This window comes from Shewanella morhuae (genome assembly GCF_003028295.1).
Lineage (GTDB): Bacteria > Pseudomonadota > Gammaproteobacteria > Enterobacterales > Shewanellaceae > Shewanella > Shewanella morhuae.
Genome location: NZ_PYSG01000002.1, coordinates 697,795 through 714,244 on the forward strand (window position 1 = coordinate 697,795; position 16,450 = coordinate 714,244).

General features: G+C 42.9%; 15 protein-coding genes and 1 pseudogene. 11 read left to right on the forward strand and 5 right to left on the reverse strand.

Going from position 1 to position 16,450, the window contains the following annotated elements; genetic code table 11:
* Positions 1-301 precede the first annotated feature (301 nt).
* Complete coding sequence (locus C9I43_RS03565; protein ID WP_107882163.1) at positions 302-2,521, forward strand: TonB-dependent receptor domain-containing protein; 2,220 nt, start codon at positions 302-304, stop codon at positions 2,519-2,521.
* Positions 2,522-2,655: 134 nt separating this feature from the next.
* Entirely contained in the window at positions 2,656-3,219 is a 564-nt protein-coding gene (locus tag C9I43_RS03570; protein WP_076496829.1) for a PhnA domain-containing protein, read from the forward strand.
* Positions 3,220-3,338: 119 nt separating this feature from the next.
* On the opposite strand, the gene C9I43_RS03575 is transcribed toward C9I43_RS03570, so the two are convergent.
* Complete coding sequence (locus C9I43_RS03575; RefSeq protein WP_107882165.1) at positions 3,339-4,529, reverse strand: MFS transporter; 1,191 nt, start codon at positions 4,527-4,529, stop codon at positions 3,339-3,341.
* A gap of 265 nt (positions 4,530-4,794) precedes the next feature.
* On the opposite strand from C9I43_RS03575, the gene C9I43_RS03580 reads away from it, so the two are divergent.
* From C9I43_RS03580 to C9I43_RS03590, 3 genes are all read left to right on the forward strand, one after another.
* Complete coding sequence (locus C9I43_RS03580) at positions 4,795-5,331, forward strand: MarR family winged helix-turn-helix transcriptional regulator (RefSeq protein ID WP_076497069.1); 537 nt, start codon at positions 4,795-4,797, stop codon at positions 5,329-5,331.
* A 134-nt stretch (positions 5,332-5,465) separates the two neighbouring features.
* Positions 5,466-6,479, forward strand: coding sequence for a succinylglutamate desuccinylase/aspartoacylase family protein (locus C9I43_RS03585; RefSeq protein ID WP_076496827.1), 1,014 nt, complete (start codon positions 5,466-5,468; stop codon positions 6,477-6,479).
* 22 nt (positions 6,480-6,501) lie between these two features.
* Positions 6,502-7,128, forward strand: a complete 627-nt coding sequence (locus C9I43_RS03590; protein WP_107882167.1) for a fumarylacetoacetate hydrolase family protein — start codon at positions 6,502-6,504, stop codon at positions 7,126-7,128.
* A gap of 34 nt (positions 7,129-7,162) precedes the next feature.
* On the opposite strand, the gene C9I43_RS03595 is transcribed toward C9I43_RS03590, so the two are convergent.
* Positions 7,163-7,405, reverse strand: a complete 243-nt coding sequence (locus C9I43_RS03595; protein ID WP_107882169.1) for a hypothetical protein — start codon at positions 7,403-7,405, stop codon at positions 7,163-7,165.
* A 255-nt stretch (positions 7,406-7,660) separates the two neighbouring features.
* On the opposite strand from C9I43_RS03595, the gene C9I43_RS03600 reads away from it, so the two are divergent.
* The 5 genes and pseudogenes from C9I43_RS03600 (at position 7,661) to C9I43_RS03620 (ending at position 10,797) form a co-directional block, all read left to right on the forward strand.
* The gene (locus tag C9I43_RS03600; protein WP_107882171.1) at positions 7,661-7,942 is read left to right on the forward strand and encodes a DUF134 domain-containing protein; all 282 of its coding nucleotides are present in this window, start codon (positions 7,661-7,663) and stop codon (positions 7,940-7,942) included.
* Positions 7,943-7,987: 45 nt separating this feature from the next.
* Positions 7,988-8,419, forward strand: coding sequence for a transcriptional repressor (locus tag C9I43_RS03605; RefSeq protein ID WP_076496822.1), 432 nt, complete (start codon positions 7,988-7,990; stop codon positions 8,417-8,419).
* An 85-nt stretch (positions 8,420-8,504) separates the two neighbouring features.
* Positions 8,505-9,239 (forward strand): annotated as a pseudogene (locus C9I43_RS03610) (rhodanese-like domain-containing protein); the annotation flags it as partial.
* Between the two features lie 63 nt (positions 9,240-9,302).
* Entirely contained in the window at positions 9,303-9,731 is a 429-nt protein-coding gene (locus C9I43_RS03615) for a PaaI family thioesterase (protein ID WP_107882173.1), read from the forward strand.
* 268 nt (positions 9,732-9,999) lie between these two features.
* On the forward strand, positions 10,000-10,797 hold the full coding sequence (locus C9I43_RS03620) for a hypothetical protein (RefSeq protein ID WP_107882175.1): 798 nt from the start codon (positions 10,000-10,002) through the stop codon (positions 10,795-10,797).
* Between the two features lie 257 nt (positions 10,798-11,054).
* On the opposite strand, the gene C9I43_RS03625 is transcribed toward C9I43_RS03620, so the two are convergent.
* Entirely contained in the window at positions 11,055-11,612 is a 558-nt protein-coding gene (locus C9I43_RS03625) for a BON domain-containing protein (RefSeq protein WP_076496819.1), read from the reverse strand.
* A 258-nt stretch (positions 11,613-11,870) separates the two neighbouring features.
* Positions 11,871-12,350, reverse strand: a complete 480-nt coding sequence (locus C9I43_RS03630; protein WP_107882177.1) for a glutamyl-tRNA reductase — start codon at positions 12,348-12,350, stop codon at positions 11,871-11,873.
* A 234-nt stretch (positions 12,351-12,584) separates the two neighbouring features.
* Between C9I43_RS03630 and C9I43_RS03635 the strand changes: the two genes are divergently transcribed.
* The gene (locus C9I43_RS03635) at positions 12,585-13,958 is read left to right on the forward strand and encodes a sigma-54 interaction domain-containing protein (protein WP_107882179.1); all 1,374 of its coding nucleotides are present in this window, start codon (positions 12,585-12,587) and stop codon (positions 13,956-13,958) included.
* A 712-nt stretch (positions 13,959-14,670) separates the two neighbouring features.
* Here C9I43_RS03635 and C9I43_RS03645 read toward each other — a convergent pair.
* Positions 14,671-16,383, reverse strand: a complete 1,713-nt coding sequence (locus tag C9I43_RS03645; protein ID WP_107882181.1) for a diacylglycerol kinase family protein — start codon at positions 16,381-16,383, stop codon at positions 14,671-14,673.
* Positions 16,384-16,450 lie beyond the last annotated feature (67 nt).

A 16,450-nucleotide genomic window follows, 5' to 3' on the forward strand; every position in this document is an offset into this window, starting at 1 on the left:
GAAATGAGTGCAAACAGCCTGGATGCAAGCAGGGCGAACGTGAGGAAAACCTGCTGTATATTCACTCGTACAGCAAGACCGTGCACTCTTAAGAGGATGAAAGGCTATCAAATATGGCACTAATACTGCCATTCTTCGGCAAGATCTTCACTTAAATTTTTTGGATTGCGCCACTTCTACCTTGTTTTCAACCAGCCAGTTATTTACATGTAAACCCAAGTGAGAACTATTCTCATTTTATTGGTTGATGCCTATAATGCCGGCCTATTTTTAGATTAGCTTGCTAATAGGAATACGTTGAATGGGTTGCCTGCCTAAGTTTGGAAAATGGAAAGTGAATAGAAATCTGTCGCTTATGGGATTATGTTTGTTACCCTCAATACCGTTGTACGCAGTTGAGGTATTGGGCGAGCCTAAGGTTGAGCCGATTGAAATCCTGCAGGTTCATGGGCAGCAATATCGTAGGGCCATCACAGTCGCTAAACCCGGTGAAGCAATTATTTCCATGGAACAAATCGAGGAGATGCAGGCAACGACCTTTGCCGAAGTGATTGATGATATGGCTGGGGCGCATATCGATGGTGGCACTCGCAGCGGCGGTGAGCGGATAAATATCTGGGGTTTTGGCGAGACTGAAGATTTTAACGTTTATGTAGATAATGCCCCAGTGGGATTTGAGCAGTATCGCTATGGCTCATTTTTTCTCGATCCTGACCTCATTAAACGAGTGGAAGTGATTAAAGGTGCTCATGATGTGCGCTCGGGTAATGGTGCTTTTGGTGGCGCCATGTATGTAGTCACTAAATCGGCCGATGACTTTCTCAAATACGATCAAGCGGTTGGCGCTCGAGTCAAAACCAGCTACGCCAGCAATAATGACGCTATGGGTTATACGGGGACTGTCTATGGCAGGGTCAATCCACATTTATCGGGGTTGTTGCACCTTACACGCCGTGATGCGGGAGATGTGACTTTAGCCAATGGCGATGAGTTTGAATATTCGGGCTATGAGCAAGATAACTATCTAGGCAAGATTGATTATGAGCAGGGCGATCACCAACTTGCCTTGAGTGTGACCCATTATCTTGATGAAGGCCGCAAACCTTGGGCTAATCGCCGTGGCCCCATGCCTGCCATCTCAGACTACAACATCAAAAAGTATGGTTCCTACGAGCAGGCGCTGTATGCCACTACCGCCTACAACACCTATGAAGACAACACTTGGTCTGCCAATTATCGTTATTCGCCAAGCAATCAGCTGATCGATACCCAAGTGGTGATCTCCCATTCGGCGAATGCGCGCCACTGGGTAAGACCCGATATCGCGTGGGAAAAAATGACGGTTTCCGTAGGCAATTTCGGCCACGAATCTTGGCTGGATTACAAACGTGATTATTTTGATATCAATAACTTAAGTTTGATTGGCGATCACGAAATCACCACTGGATTACAGTACCGCAGTCTCGACCGCACTTCGCTTGTGTTTAACAAGAGCTATGAGAAGAATCCCGAGAAAAACTTTGGCTGGTACACACCTTATTATCAACCCGAAGGTCGCCAAGATACCTATGCCGTGTATGTTCGCGATGCGATTCATCTCACCAATGACTTAACTGTCACTCCCTCGCTACGATATGATTTTATTTACAGCATAGGTCGGCCAAATATTGCGCCAGATTATAACGATATCATCGCAGGCCACGATTATAGCTCGACTCATCACTCGGGGTTCTCACCAAGATTAGGCATAGATTACCAGCTGACAAACTACGCTCGGTTAAACTTTGATTACGCCTATAGTCTGCAAGCCCCTGTGGTGGATGAGATTTACGCCGTGCAATATGCAAAAGCCAGCATAACCGGCACGAGTCGCGATATCGATGTCGAACGCTTACACGCTTTTAAGTTAGGCCTAATGACGCAGCACCAGCATCTGCTTGCCAATGATGATGCATTGTCGACACAGCTGACTCTGTTTGCCAACCAAGGCCGCGATGATATCGCCCAGCGCCGTGGGGCTAAGTCTGATAAAACCCAGTTAATTCAAAGTGGTTATACTAATCTTGATGGTTACCATATTTACGGTGCCGATTTTGAGGCCCAATATCGCTATCAAAACATGTTCAGTGATCTGGCGGTTTCATGGCTGCAAGGACAACACAATGGCTCACTTAGAGATAGCCAAGATGACGACGAGTATTTAGCTAACATAGCACCGCTCGATATTCGTCTGCGTTTAGGCATGTATGTTACTGATGATATTTCAGTGGCTTGGCAGGGCGCTTGGTATGATGCGCAAACCAATGTTCCCCATGACGATATCTTTAATGCCGAATCGCCGAGCGAAAATTACTTCTTGCAGAACCTGTACCTCGCCTATGAACCTCAAGCCAGTTTAAAGGGATTGAGTGTGCGTTTGATGGTGAAAAACCTCACCAATCTGCAAGTGGTGCCGTTTCTCTCCGATGGGATCCCTGCTGCGGGGCGCGATATTCGCTTGAGTTTAGCCTATGAATTTTAAAGATTAATTAACAAGGTAGTGTGGGAATAGTTTATAAAACTTATAAAAAATAGGGTTATATTGTCTCAGCCCCCTGCCGAAAAAAGCCGGTTTATGGCATAATCCGCGTTTTACTAGGCATATAGAACAGAAAAATGACTGAAAATGAATTGCTAAGTCGCTGTGGCGGCAAGTGTGAACTGTGTGGTAGCGAGCTTGAACTCTCTATTTATGATCTGCCGGCTTCAGATGGCCATGAAAATGAGATCATGATTTGTGAAACCTGCAGTGGCCAAATTGCGGTAGCGGATACTATGGACATGAACCACTGGCGTTGTCTGAACGACAGCATGTGGAGCCCAGTACCAGCAGTTCAAGTGATGTCATATCGTATGCTTAAGCGCTTAAATGGCGAAGGTTGGGCGCAAGATTTACTGGATATGCTGTATCTTGAAGATGATGTCAAAGCGTGGGGCGATGCTGAAGTTGCCGCCGCAGGTGACGACACTACTCCAACCTTAGACAGTAATGGTGCCGTAATCAACGCTGGCGATACGGTAGTGATTATCAAAGATTTAAACGTGAAAGGTACTAGCTTTGTGGCTAAGCGCGGCACAGCTGTGCGTAACATTGCGTTGACCAACAACCCAGAACATATCGAAGGCCGTGTTAACGGTACTCGCATCGTGATCCTGACGTGTTTTGTTAAAAAGTCTTAACGGCTTCGCGCTAATTAATACTATTTATCAATAATCAATACGATAAAAACCGCCTAATTTGTTTTAATTAGGCGGTTTTTTTATGTTATTAGCATCATTTTATAGAAGATAATTGAACATCATTGCGGGTATTGGCGTGCATAACTCAATGGATTAAATTGTCGCGACAGCAACCACGCTATAATGCTTAATCCGGCAAGCAATAGCCAAGCGCTATCAAAACGATGAAAATGATCGCGGATCATCCCCGCAATCCAAGGTGATATGGCTGCAATGGTATAACCCACTCCTTGCACAAAAGCGGTTAATTTACCCGCTAACATCGGATTTTGTTGATGATCCATAGTCACAATTAAGCCCAGTGGAAAAATTCCGCCAATGCCTAATCCAGTCAGTCCAGCCCATAAAAACAATGAGACGGATGGAGCAAGCGCAAGCCCTATAAAACCAATCAGCTGTAATAGGCAAAGTAGCGCGATAATAGTGCGTCTATCGGTTGATTTATGTGCCCACCAAGGAAACACTAATCCAGCAACCACTTGCATACTGGTCAAAAAACCGAGCACTAAACCTGATTGAGTTTGGCTATAACCCAGTTCGGTGGCATAAGGGGCAAGCCAAGCCAGTGCGCAAACATAACAACTGGTACCTAAAGCAAAAAATATCGCTAACACCCAGCTACGAGAAAAACGCCAAAAACGATATTCAGCAAGAGGAAGCACTGTGTTATTTTGTTGTATTGTAAGGCGTTTAACCATTAGCCACAGTGCTAATGCTATAACCGCTAACCAAGTCCAATGACCTAAACCTGCTCGCCATCCATAATTGATACTGATATAAGAAACACTACTGGCAGATAACGCCGCACCAGCCATGATCGCTGTAACATACAAGCCCATCATTACCGGTGCTCGCTCACCGAAATTTTGTTTAATCATGGTTGGCATAATCGTTTGAATCAGCGCAATACCGACCCCAGCCAGTAATGCTGAACTAATCAACCAAGAGGCGTCAATTGCCCAAAATCGCATTGCTGTAGCAATAACGAGCAGAGAAATCGAACTGGTCATCACCAAATTAAAGCCTAAGCGTTTAACAATGCTAAAACCGACAAAGCAGCCTAATCCCATCGCTAAAACAGGCAATAATGTCAGCATAGAAGCTAAGGTAAAACTTAATGTAATATTCTGTTGTATTGTCGGTAACAGTGGACCCACAGACGCAAGAATGGGGCGCAAATTGAGGCCAATAAGGATAAAAGCGAAGCCGAGTAGCAATAAATTCGCTTTCTCAGACTGGGTTGATGGCATGGGTTTCTCCAATGAAAACGGATATAAGCTTACCAAAAGTCAATTGGTGTGCATGGTGTTGTAATACGTATGTAGTTGCACAGTCTAGATTTTTATCGACAATGATGAGTTTTATGGTTAAAAAAAGCAGTAGCACGAAATAATCTCTTTAAAGTGTATCTTTATATGAAGCTATTTTAATTTTGCGTGAAAATGTCTACTATGTAAAGAATCTTTGCGTAGAGATAAACCTATGGTGGCAAAACCTATGGCAACAAATATTCAGATGGCTAAAACCAGCCCCTCAATAACGGATCCAACAATAACCAATCAACAAGATGGTCTTGACCAAATCGTTAAGCAGTGGCAACAGCAAGGCGTTATAGCGGATTTGATCCCTATGGAGGCGCTTGGCCGTATCGCGCGTTTAACGAAACATATCGAAGTAATACTACTGCAATGCCATGCTGAATTTGGTTTGGGACAAGGCGAGTTCGATGTACTTGCCACCCTAAGGCGCTCGGGTGAGCCGTTTACACTCTCGCCTTCACAGCTTTATCAGAGCATGATGTTAAGTTCTGGTGCTATGACGAGCCGTTTAGACAGACTCGAAAATAAAGGGCTGATTGAACGGGCGCACAGTAAGGAAGATCGCCGCGGCGTACATGTCTCGTTAACTGCTGAAGGTAAGGCGCTTATCGATAAGGCATTGCCGCAGCACATTCAATGTCAGAGTGCGTTGTTAGCGGGCGTGAGCGTTGAAGATAGACCTATGTTGTTGCAAATTTTAAAATCTTGGCTGAATCAATTTGAGCCGCAATAAATCGTTTAGACTTTACGTGATCATTTAGTTTTAGTTTCTAGTGTTAGAAATTAAGCGATAAACGATAGCCGAGCGTTATTGGCCAATGTAAATTAGCCGCGCGGGACAACATTCAATAGAACAAGGGAGTTGCCATGGTAAAAAGACGTGAAGCATTCGAGTTAGCGGGTAAACGAGTCACAGCAGGGACTCAACTGGGGATCAAGCTGGCCGCCGCTAAGCTGTACACCGATACACAACTTGATATCCATGTGGAAGTGTTTCACGGGGCTAAACCCGGCCCAACTTTGCTAGTTTGTGCTGCCATTCATGGGGATGAGCTTAATGGCATTGAAATTTGTCGTCGTTTATTAGCCAGAGTAAATCCCAAAAACTTAACAGGCACGTTAATTGTGGTGCCGATAGTCAATGTGTTTGGTTTTATTCAACAATCCCGTTATTTACCCGATAGACGCGATCTTAATCGCTGCTTCCCTGGTTCGAGTAAAGGAGCGCTAGCTAGCCGTTTAGCGAATTTATTTGCGACTCAACTGTTAGTCCATGCTACCCATGTGATTGATTTACACACCGGTGCCATCCATCGAGATAACTTGCCACAGATTCGCTGTGATACCAATAACGAGACGATGCTCGCTATGGCAAATGCCTTTGGTGCACCGTTGATCATGCACTCCAAAGCACGCAGTGTCTCTATGCGCGGCTATGCGAATCAACAAGGCATCCCTTGTATTTTGTACGAGGCCGGCGAAGCGCTGCGTTTTAGTGAGTTATCAATAAAGTCAGGCCTAAAAGGTGTGCTTAACGTGATGCGCAGTTTAGGTATGCAAAAGGGACGTGTAAGTAATAAAAGCGCAAGTGTTAGTGCTATCCGCAGTTATTGGGTGCGGAGTGAATCTGACGGTTTAGTGAATATGAAGCTCAAGCTCGGTCAACGTGTCACTAAAGGCTATATTATCGCCCATATTGTCAGCCCACATGGTGGTGATAGTGTGGCTATTCGCGCGCCTACCGATGGCATTATTATTGGGATCAGCAATATTCCCGTCACCAATGAAGGTGAGGGTATGTTCCATATTGCTCAGTTTGAAGGTGACGAAATTGAAATTGCCAACGAACAACTCGATGAATTTTTGAATGAATATGCTTGATTAGACAGCGTGAGGATAAAAGATGAAATCAGTCGTGTTAGGTGAGAACGCCGTAGTACCAACAAAAATTATCTGTATTGGGCGCAACTATGTGGATCATATCCATGAATTAGGCAATGAAATGCCCGACGATATGGTGGTGTTTTTAAAGCCAAACTCGGCTATTTCGACCGTGTTACTTGCCGAGCATCAAGGTGAAACTCTGCACTATGAAACCGAACTGTGTTTTATGTTTCAAGATGGCCATTTTAGTAGCGTAGCGATTGGTTTAGATCTCACCAAGCGTGATTTGCAAAACCAGTTAAAAGCTAAGGGATTACCTTGGGAACGGGCAAAGGCCTTTGATGGTGCCGCATTATTTAGCCCCTTTGTGGCGATTGATGATGCCGAGGCACCGCTGCATTTTACCTTGAGTATCAACGATAACTTGGTTCAAGAGGGACATATCGATTTAATGATCTACAAACCTCAGACCATATTGTCCGAGCTGCAAGCGTTTATCAGTCTCGATGAAGGCGATATTGTGATGACAGGCACCCCAAAAGGTGTAGGGAGTATTCCAGCTAATAGTGTATTTAATGTCACGCTGAGCCGTGGCGCACAAGCCAGCGCTGAGCTTTTGCTTAAATGGCAATGGTTAAGTGTTTGATCGTATTTTAAATGAAGTCGAACTAGGAGGATAGTTACAGTCCTGCAACGGCTTCCATATCAAGTTCGATATCAGTGCAGCCTTTAGCACAGTAAATGCCTGCCGCTTGTTCTATTTTTGCCTGCTCAGGCAATATCACTTTTAGTGTTTGTTTACAGCTAGGACATTGTACTGGTTTACCCTTAAATACCCGTTTAATCAGGTTTTTTTGCTCATTGAATGAGGTCGCAGTGGTTTGATTCAACACAGCAAAAGGGCTAGTGGAAGCTGTTGTCATGGGCTAAAAAATCCTTAATGATTAAGTCAATAAAGTGGTACTAATTTGGACTGCTAGCAATACTGCCATCGGCATTTACTTTGCTTGTGGGGATTATAGCCTGAGTTTAGTCATTACTGAAAAACTCAAATACAAACGATGACATCGTGGTTTCATGGCTTAGCATATTGTCATCATTTCCCTCGTTCTGTGATAAAGGTTGCATGTAAGAAGTAAACTGAATATAAATAGCATATGCTATAAACGAGGTGTAACATGGTCAGACCAAAAATCCCCCGAACTATTTGTGGCCAAAGAGCCAATATCTGTTTTAAGCCTAATGGCATTCCGATGATTCAGTTAGAACAAGTGCCGCTGGCCGAGGACGAAATTGAAGCTATGCGCCTAGTTGATTTGCTTGGAATGCAGCAACAAGAAGCGGCTAAGTCTATGGGCGTATCCCGTCAAACGTTGGCGAATTTAGTCAAAGGGGCTAGGTATAAGGTGGTTGATAGTTTAATCAACGGTAAAGCGCTGATGACAAACCATATCAGCTGAGTATTAAACACTGGTAGCGCGTATTGACGTGTTTAGGTAAGTGTAATGCAAGCAGTATTGAAAGATTCCGGCCTCAAAGTAACCACTCAAAGATGTAAGTTGCTTAAGTTTTTAACTCAGGTCGATAAGCAACATTTAACCGTAGAAAATATTTACAAAGGGTTAAATGCACAGGGTGAGGCTATGGGCTTAAATACTGTGTATCGCATTATGACGCATTTTGAGCAAGCAGGCTTAGTGATAAGGCGACTATTTGAGTCTGAAAGTGCGGTTTATGAGCTCAGCGGAAAACCGCGTCATGATCATTTAATTTGCTTAACCTGTGGCAAGTTAATAGAGTTTTCCGATCCATTGATTGACCTACGTTTATGGCTAGCTGCAGAGCGCCACGGTGTGGTTATCGATCATCACAGCCTTAATATTTATGGTCACTGTTTTGATTGTAAGAAAAAACTTGAGAGCAAATCTGGCCAATAGCCATAACCTTATTTGTTAATTTCATTGGAGAAGATCATGGTTAAAATCGTTATTGTAGGTGGTGTTGCTGGTGGTGCATCTGCAGCAGCAAGGACGATTAGCCGCGGATAATATGCTGGGTGGCAATAAGTAATATCGTGCTACCCAAGGCGCTGCCATCTGTAAATTGTTTGATATAGCCATCGCCTCAACTGGGTTAAATGAAAAGAGTTTGCTAAGGCAAGCTATCCCGTATGAAAAGATTTATGTACACACCGCTAGCCATGCCAGTTATTACCCTGGAGCGCATCCAATTACCTTAAAGCTGTTGTTTTGTCCTGATAATGGCCGCATTTTAGGGGCTCAGGCAGCAGGGCTTGATGGTGTAAATAAACGTATTGATGTGTTAGCTGTGGCGCAGCGCGCAGGTTTAACTATTTATGATTTAGCCGATCTTGAACTCACCTATGCGCCGCCTTTTGGTTCTGCGCGTGATGCGGTGAATCAAGCCGGAATGGTAGCCGCTAACGTATTACTTGGTGATGAAGCCATTTGTCATTCTCAAGATCTAAACAACTTAACGGCTGAACAAGTTATTGTTGATGTGCGTAATCCAAGCGAATTAACGCCTGTTAGTGCTATTGCAGGTGCAATTAATATTCCGCTGCCAGCACTGAGAGACAGACTCAACGAACTCCCTAAAGACAAAGAATTGCTCGTATTTTGCCAAGTGGGTTTGCGAGGACATATCGCTTATCGGATGTTGGTACAACATGGCTTTAAGGTGCGCAACCTCAGTGGTGGCTATAAAACTTATCAAATGGTTAATGCGCATTTTTAGCTAAGAACCGTATTTAAGTTGGCATTCAAAACCCATCCATATTGATTAATAAAAAGGTGCAGCGTGAACCGTTATCAAGATTGTAAACAAAGCCACAGTCAATGCGTTGTCTGTGGTGATGCAGCTCAAAACTCTTTGTCTTTGCAGTGTAAGTTTTTTGCCGATGGTAAAGATCAAGTCGTGGGTTATCACAAAGTCAGTCGCCAGCTTCAGGGTTATAACAGCCTATTACATGGTGGCGTAGCAAGCTCTTTAGTGGATGCTGCCATGACCCATTGTTTGTTTATGCAGGGCATAAAAGCATTAACTGCTGAAATGACTGTGCGTTTTGTTGCGCCAATAAAGGTGGGAGATGCCATTAAAATTGTCGGCCGAATCGTGAGCCAACGTATGGGAATGTACCAATTGGAAGCCTCACTTTATGTGGCTGATATCGCGTGTGTGACTGCTAAGGCAAAATTTATTCAACCTAGGAAAGGTGTAATAAATTAATCTTTTTTATTTGTTAGTCATTTAGGGTGAGTCTAAAGTCGCACTAAAATATCTTGTGATACAGGATAGTTATTTGAATTTGATAGGTTAGGCACTAGAACAAGCGGTTAAATAACTGAACTTAATCTGACTAAAGTTAAAAAATTTTATATTTTTGATTTTTCTCCACTCCGTTTTAGCCCGATATCTGTAATACTGCAGCAGTATTGATTTGATGTTTATTTGTGTCTAAAACGTAGCACGTAAAATACGTGGTTGGGGGAAATAAATGAGTATGTTTTCAAAGTTAACGATAGCTGCAACCCTAGTAATATTGACCATACTCGCTGCGGGTATTTACCGTTTTAACCTAACCAATGATGGTCTTTATGATGCGTTCGAAGCTGAGCAGATTATGTTAGATGATAAAACGAATAATGAGGCTAATGATGACACTACGGTCCTACCAAAAATAGCACCACAAACGAATGATATTGAAGCGGCAACGCCTGTTGAAGTTGAGTCGGTTGCTAATGCATCGGAAGTGATGCAAAAACTCTTTAGTCTACAAACGGTTAACCATTTTGAAGTAAATCTGCCAGAAAATAGCAAGTCTATTAAATTAACTCATTTTATTAAGATTAATCAGACCGAGTTTGCTATAGGAGATTATCAAGATGGCGAGGTAAAAGGTCGGGTATTACTTGATTATTTGCGTATTACGCCACTTAATTTTGATCCAGCCCTTGAGCCTGATACTCAAAGTAGTGCTCCAATTCAAGACGATCCCAAAGTACAAATTATGCCCTTTGTTGCCCCTTTTATGGTTACGACCCAAGGCTCGGGAGCATTTTGGTATCTTGGATTCTTTAATCTCGATTACGAATACAAAAGTCTCAAGCATTTAAGCAGTGTAATGCTTGGCGATAGAGTTGAAATTGACAGTATTGAGCCTATCTATCCTTTCGAAGCGCCCTATAAACTGTTAGTCACCTATCGAGACAGAGCGCCAAATCAACCGATGTCAGCCAGCCCTGAAATAGTAAAAACTTTAGAGGTGAATGTGAGCGAAACTGGCATACACTAACTTAGTGCTTGGCTCACCTTGAGTGCACAGTACAGCTACGAGTAAATTTCATGATTATTGCTCACGTCACTTTTTATCGTATGTGTTTGTATATTTTGAGATAAAGTATTTTAAGGTGAGCGGGGTAATTATTCTGAATGATTGTGGAGCAGTCATAAAAAACCAGCTTAAGCTGGTTTTTTATGACTCTTTTTATGGGGTGCTCTAAAAAAGAGTCTACATTAACGTACAGTTTAAATTGCGAGTATTGGCGAGATCTAAGAGGCTTTTTTAACCACTTTAATCTTATCAACGACCTTTTTCACATCGTCGGTATTCTCTGCGATTTTAAGTGCTAATTGACGCTCAGCATCGCTGGCAACTTCACCTTTTAACGTAACAACACCATTGGCGACATCAACATCAATCTGGGTGCCAGAGACATCGGTTGAAAATAATAAGCGAGTCTTGACGACGGTAGCAACTTTAGAATCGGTTAAAGTGGCGACAACTTCACTGGTGCCTTCTTTCTCATTCATTACTGTGAGTTGATTATCGACATCTTTCACACCGTCTAAACTTTTAATCAGTTCAGTGGCAAGTGCTTTATCGACACTACTTTCTACTTTACCTGTTAGTGTCACCTTTCCGTCTTTCACATCGGTATTGATGTCAAAGGAATTCAGGTTGGTGTTAAGTAGTAAAGTGGTTTCAGCTTTACCATCGATCCATGCATCTTTAGTTCCGTCTTTCCAATCTTGAGCGGCGACATTTAAGCTGATTGAACCGACAAGTAAGGTGGCGATTACTGATGCTGCTACTGTTGTGGTTTTCATAAGAATATCCTCCGTTGTTTTCTCGAATGGAGATAATGCTTTAATCGTGCCAGTTTTTTATTTTAATGATTTTAAAGGTTTTTTGTGTTTTTTATTATGATGACTTACTTTTTTAGCCGTTCTTTCCGGTCTTTTTTACCGACTCAATGTAATTGTTGCAGAGCTGGTGTTGAGCCGCGGGGGATTTGTGAAAATATGAAGTTTAAGCAATAAAAAACCGCACTTTGGGTGCGGTATGGGATAAGACTAACTCGAATGTTAACGTCGGCAAAAAGAGGTCATTTCATCACAACTACTTTGTAGCCAAGCGGCACTTTCGGCAAGGTTTTGGGCTGTGTGCGGTTGATATGCTTGCTTAACGGCTTGTTTTAACACTGTTAATCTGCCCTGTTCAATATCAATCAAGTGGGCGACTCCTTCGTAAAAATATTCTTGGTGCAATAAGGTTTGTGCTTGAGTGTAAGTCGCGTGCTTTTGTGTTTGCCGCGCGCGCGCCGACAAGGTTTGCTGTGCTGTACTTGATAACACCATATGCTGTTGTGGTGAAGTCAATAAGGCTAATATTCGCTGGTAAATATTTATCTGCATTGAAAAAATGCGTTTCAGCTTATAGTCATCAATGGCCGTTATCGCCTGAGTGTAAAACGCCAGACTATGCTGGCTAGATGCCACCACCTCATCAATTAATGTGATGTCTGTGTTGATATCGGTCTGATGTTGCACAACATTAGACTTCATAATGTGCCTCCTTAATGCGTGTAGCTAACATGCTAGTAAATAATTCAGTGTTGTTCAGCTACCATGCATTTTTTGTTCTCATTTTTAGTGATATTTTAAGAGGCTGATTTCTAGACTGATATTTTTTATTCTTATTAAATTTACGCCACTGACTAGGAAACTATTACCGCTCATATTGTTAATATTTCACGGTTAACATACAGTTGCTGTCTACACACAGGGAGTGAAGCACGCATGACTCGACCCACACTTTTTTATCATCTGCATGACATCGGTACCGAGCAAGCCTTAATCCAACTTGAAGGAGCAAAAGAGTTCAATAAATTACGCAGTGTTGATGATATGTCTTGGTTAGCACAGCTTGAGTCGAATCGAATTGACGTCGCAATTATTGAGTTACCCCGCCTTAGCCATGAAGATTATTTAAGCTTAATAGAAAGTGCTGCGATGACGCATATCGAGTTTATCTTTTTATCTGATGGGCAGCCTAATCCGCATTTGGATAAATTAATGTCCCAGTGTGCGGGTTATCATTTTCGTCAGCCCTACGATATGGCACTCATTAGCGATACCTTAGCCGAGTTTGCACAGTATTTAGTCTCGACTTCTGCTCATCGTCCACGACCTTTTTCGAGTGAATTAGACCAATACGGTGTACTGGTTGGCTCGTCGGGCGCGATGCATAAATTGTATCGTACCATTCGCCGAGTTTCAGTGACGGATAGTAATGTGCTGATCATCGGTGAAAGTGGTGCGGGTAAAGAGCTGGTCGCTAATACGATTCATCTTGCCAGTCCACGGGTAAATGCGCCTTTTATTGCTATTAACTGCGGAGCTCTGAGCCCTGAATTAGTGGACAGTGAGTTGTTTGGCCATGTAAAAGGGGCTTTTACCGGTGCTAACCGTGATCACAAAGGAGTGTTTGAGCAAGCAGAAGGAGGAACGCTATTTCTTGATGAGGTCACTGAAATGCCCATTGAGCATCAAGTCAAGTTGCTGCGAGTGCTTGAAAATAGTGAATATCGTCCTGTGGGCGGCGCCAAAGTGCAATTAGCCAATGTGCGTATTGTAGCAGCTACAAACCGCGATCCTATTGCGGCGATAGAAGAAGGGTTGTTTCGAGAAGATTTATACTTTCGCTTAGCTCAGTTCCCTATTCGAGTGCCTCCCCTACGGGAGCGTGGCGATGATATCATCGGGCTGGCACGGCATTTTCTGGCTTACCGTAATGTGGCGGAAAAACAAAGTAAATATTTCACTGACGCGAGTATTCAACTTATTAGTGCTCACCCTTGGTGTGGCAATGTGCGTGAGTTAAAGCATGCCATTGAGCGGGCGTATATTTTGGCGGATCAAGAGATTCTCCCTAGTCATTTGCAATTAACCACCGCAAGCGAAACAAATAGCCTTGAAGTCGAACACGTGGTGATCCCCCAAGGAATGCGTTTAGATGATTTAGAAAGGATTGCTATTTATCAGGCACTGGAAACAACGCAGGGTAATAAAACCGATACAGCAGAACAACTTGGTATCAGTGTTAAAACTCTTTATAACAAACTCAGCAAATATGAGCAGCAAGTTGAGTCAGATGAGCCCACTGTGGAATAGCTATCATCACTCACATTAAACTGAAATTTTTTGATGACTTTATGTAGTGAAAATCGAAAAATTACAGTTATTACTTAAACATTACCGCCTTAAATAGTTAGCTTAAGGAATTGTTAGCTTAAAAAGTTGATCCATATTTTTCTCGCGGCGCATCTGATATCCCAAAACGGATAACAAGCTGGTAAATTTAGGCTGTTAAGAATGTGAGTTTTACTGGTCTAATAAAATTTACGAAGACGCTATGTGGGTTGTAATCGGGTATTAATTGAGGAATAAATAATGTTTTTTAAGAAAAAGGAGCCCCAAACGGTTGACGTTTTGGGCCGGCCATTTCGCTGTCTGGTGTGTCATCATGATTTATTTTGGTTAGGCCGGGCTCAGTTAAATACGGCATTGGCTACGTTTTTTAAGTTTGATTGGGCAAATCGGAGCGCAGCACATGTCAGTTGTGCTAAATGTGGTCATATTTCATGGTTTAAACAGTAGTGGGTATTTGGCTGCCTGCGACATCATTTTTGAGCAGGTCGCGGCGCCATCTACGCTTACGATTACATCGTTATAAACCCAGTTTTTGAGTGCTAATAGAGATGTGTTTAGAGCCTAACATTGAGTGGCTTAGCACCATTACTCCGAGATTATTAGATATTGAATACTTATGTTTTACGCCAGTGGTGATCTTGGCTTTATGTCAGTTAATTGATTTAAACATTCATTATAAAAACGATTCAGTTTCTATAGCTGGTTCTTGATAGGGAATAAAAACCTTAAGCGATGTGGGCTGGACTTCAATATATATGTCGTCTGGCTCAAATAGTTCGCCATCAATCACGTACTTACACTTTGGTTGACAGCTAATACGCACTTTTTTTGCATGGGCGTGGTTAACTTTACTGCTGCGAGTTTGCTGAGACTGCTCGGTTATGGCTGCTTTTTTATGTGTCTCAGAACGGTCTTCTTTTATCCATCCGGCCATCATCAGCTCTGCCAGGCTCAAGAGTTTATCACTAGGGTCATCCGCCGAATTTAACCAGGTAATATCAAGCAAGCCATCTGTCATATTTGGCTCGCCATCCCCCTGCGCGAGTACGCTAGTGAAGGGCGCCGCATTAGCAACAACAAGGCTATGGGTGGTGATATTTAGCGGCTCTGCATCATCTAAACTCAGCTGGATAGTCAGCGCATTATTGGCATTGACCGCGCGCCATAACCCATCGAGATAGGCGAGTTGCCCTAGGGCATTTTTACGCTCACGGCTCGCTGATTCAATCATTTGTTGCTCAAAGCCGATACCCACAAGTAATAACACTAACTGTCCATTGCAGCGGGCGGTATCTATGGCTTGGTAATGGCCTTGGATAATGTTATCCAAGGCTTGAGATACTGGGATCAGTTTACTGCTTAAGCCAAATAGAGCGTGACTTAAGGCGTTAGTCGTACCTAAAGGTATTATGCCCAATGCGATATCGGTATCGACAATTTCTGAGGCAACCTCAGTGACAGTGCCATCACCTCCGCAGGCGATAATAATATCAGCGCCAGCACCACGGGCTTGTTTGGTGAGGGTGTTGGCTGAAACATCCTCTGTTGTTAACGCTAAATGAACATCAAAATATGCCTTAAGCTCACTTTGAATTTGTTCGTTATATTCTTGCCATTTTCCGCCACCCGAGACAGGGTTAGCGATAATCCATACCACTTTATGAATGTTAATTTGTTTTTGGTGGTACATTTTTTCAACGGCTCTTAATTGCCATTTATTTAATCCCGCCGTTTTTCGAGCTTGTTTTATGCGTTGCAAAACCTTTGGGAAACTTTGGTGTTTATCTTGGCAAACCAGATAGGCTGCCAGAACTAATACTGAGCGGCCACGGCCCATAGCACAATGAATAAGCACGTTTTTTTGAGCTCTAACTTGGCGATGTAACCAGTTAACCGCTTGATTGATCTGGGCACTCGTTGGCACACTATGGTCGAGGATGGGAATATTTAAATACTCGATATGATCTTCAAATTGTGACCAGTCCAGCGCATCAAATTCAGCAGTAACATCAAGAATTGCTGTGATCCCATTGGCTTTTATGTTGGCAAGATCGGCAGGGACTAACCTGCTACCGAGGTAAAGTTGCTCGTCAATTTTTTGTATTGATGGCACAGAATCATATTTTCTGGCCCAGTAGTTATAGAAATGACTACCCAGTAAAAAGGGAATAAAACCCCAGCGAATATACCAAGGAATTGTGCCATCTTGACGCTTTCTAAAAATGTTCGCCAGATTAAACCAGTATGCTGATCCGACTAAAAATAATGACAAACTTATCCAAGCACATATAAACGTCAGTAGGGGGGAGCTACCTATAATCGCTAAGCTGGCCAATATCACAGCACCCGCAAAGTAGAAATACTTAATGTGAATGTTGGCTAGCATAGGTCTCCTCCAAGGTTATTGGTATCCGTTATGTAGGTAAATTATTGCAGTTCAAGTGGATCAAAAA